The sequence below is a fragment of the Planomonospora algeriensis genome, assembly GCF_977012225.1.
This window is the reverse complement of the sequence record NZ_CDRNDK010000909.1, coordinates 1-1118: the sequence shown is the minus strand read 5'-3', so window position 1 is coordinate 1118 and position 1118 is coordinate 1. Positions and strand designations below refer to the sequence as shown.

At 75.8% G+C, this 1118-nt stretch carries 1 protein-coding gene; it reads right to left on the bottom strand.

All coding sequences use genetic code 11. From position 1 onward, the window contains the following. Nucleotides 1-1093, bottom strand: a 1093-nt coding sequence (locus ACWJ6R_RS36820; protein WP_449066624.1) for a polyketide synthase dehydratase domain-containing protein, incomplete at its 3' end; no start/stop codon positions are given. Between the last annotated feature and the right edge of the window lie 25 nt (nt 1094-1118).

Genomic DNA, 1118 nt, shown 5'->3' with positions numbered 1-1118 from the left:
GCGGGTCGCCGCCGCCGGCGATGGCGACGTACGGCTCGCCGGGTTCGGTGGCGGCCGCGGCCGGTGCCGCGATCCAGTCGAGCGCGAAGAGCGCGTCGCGCAGCGGGTCGGTGCCGGTCTTGAGGTCTTCGGCGGCCAGCGCCCGTACGACCAGCGAGTCCACGGAGGCGACGGGTGCGCCCGTGGCGTCGGCGGCCTCGATGCGGACGCTGTTCGCTCCGGCGGGCGAGAGCCGTACGCGCAGGGCGGCGGCGCCGGTGGCGGCGAGCCGGACGTTGGTCCAGGCGAACGGCAGCACCGGGCCGTCCGCGGACTGCGTGTCGAAGAAACCGCCCACGGCCAGCGGGTGGAGCGCCGCGTCGAGGAGCGCGGGGTGCAGGCCGAACCCGCCGGCCTCGGTGCCTTCCGGCAGGGCCACCTCGGCGAAGAGCTCCTGGTCCCTGCGCCACAGCGCGGTCAGTCCTTGGAAGGCCGGGCCGTACTCGATGCCGATCCCGGCCAGCAGTTCGTACACGTCGCCCGCCTGCAGGGCCGTCGCGCCCGGCGGGGGCCAGGACGGCTCGGCGAAGGCGGCCGCGGCGGTGTCCTTGGTGAGGAAGCCGCTGGCGTGCCTGGTCCACGGCTCCTCGTCGGTCCGGGCGTGGACGGTCAGCGGGCGCCTGCCGTCCTCATCGGGCGCGCCGACGGCGATCTGCACGTGCACGCCGCCGGTGGCGGGCAGGGTCAGCGGCGCCTGCAGCGTCAGCTCCTCCAGCAGGTCGCAGCCGACCTCGTCACCCGCCCGTACGGCCAGCTCCACGAAGGCCGTCCCGGGCAGCAGCACCTGCCCGTTGACCATGTGGTCGGCCAGCCACGGGTGCGTCTTCAGTGAGATCCGGCCGGTCAGCAGGACGCCTTCCGCGTCGGCCAGGGAGACGGCCGCGCCGAGCAGCGGGTGCCCGGCGGCCCCCAGGCCGAGCTGGGCGAGGTCGCCGCCGGACTGGACGGCGGCCGGCCAGTAGTGCCGGTGCTGGAAGGCGTAGGTGGGCAGGTCGACGGTTTCGGGGCGGGCCGGGGCGAGCATCCGTTCCCAGTCGACCTCCCCACCCCGCACCCACAACTCCGCCGCACCCGACCAC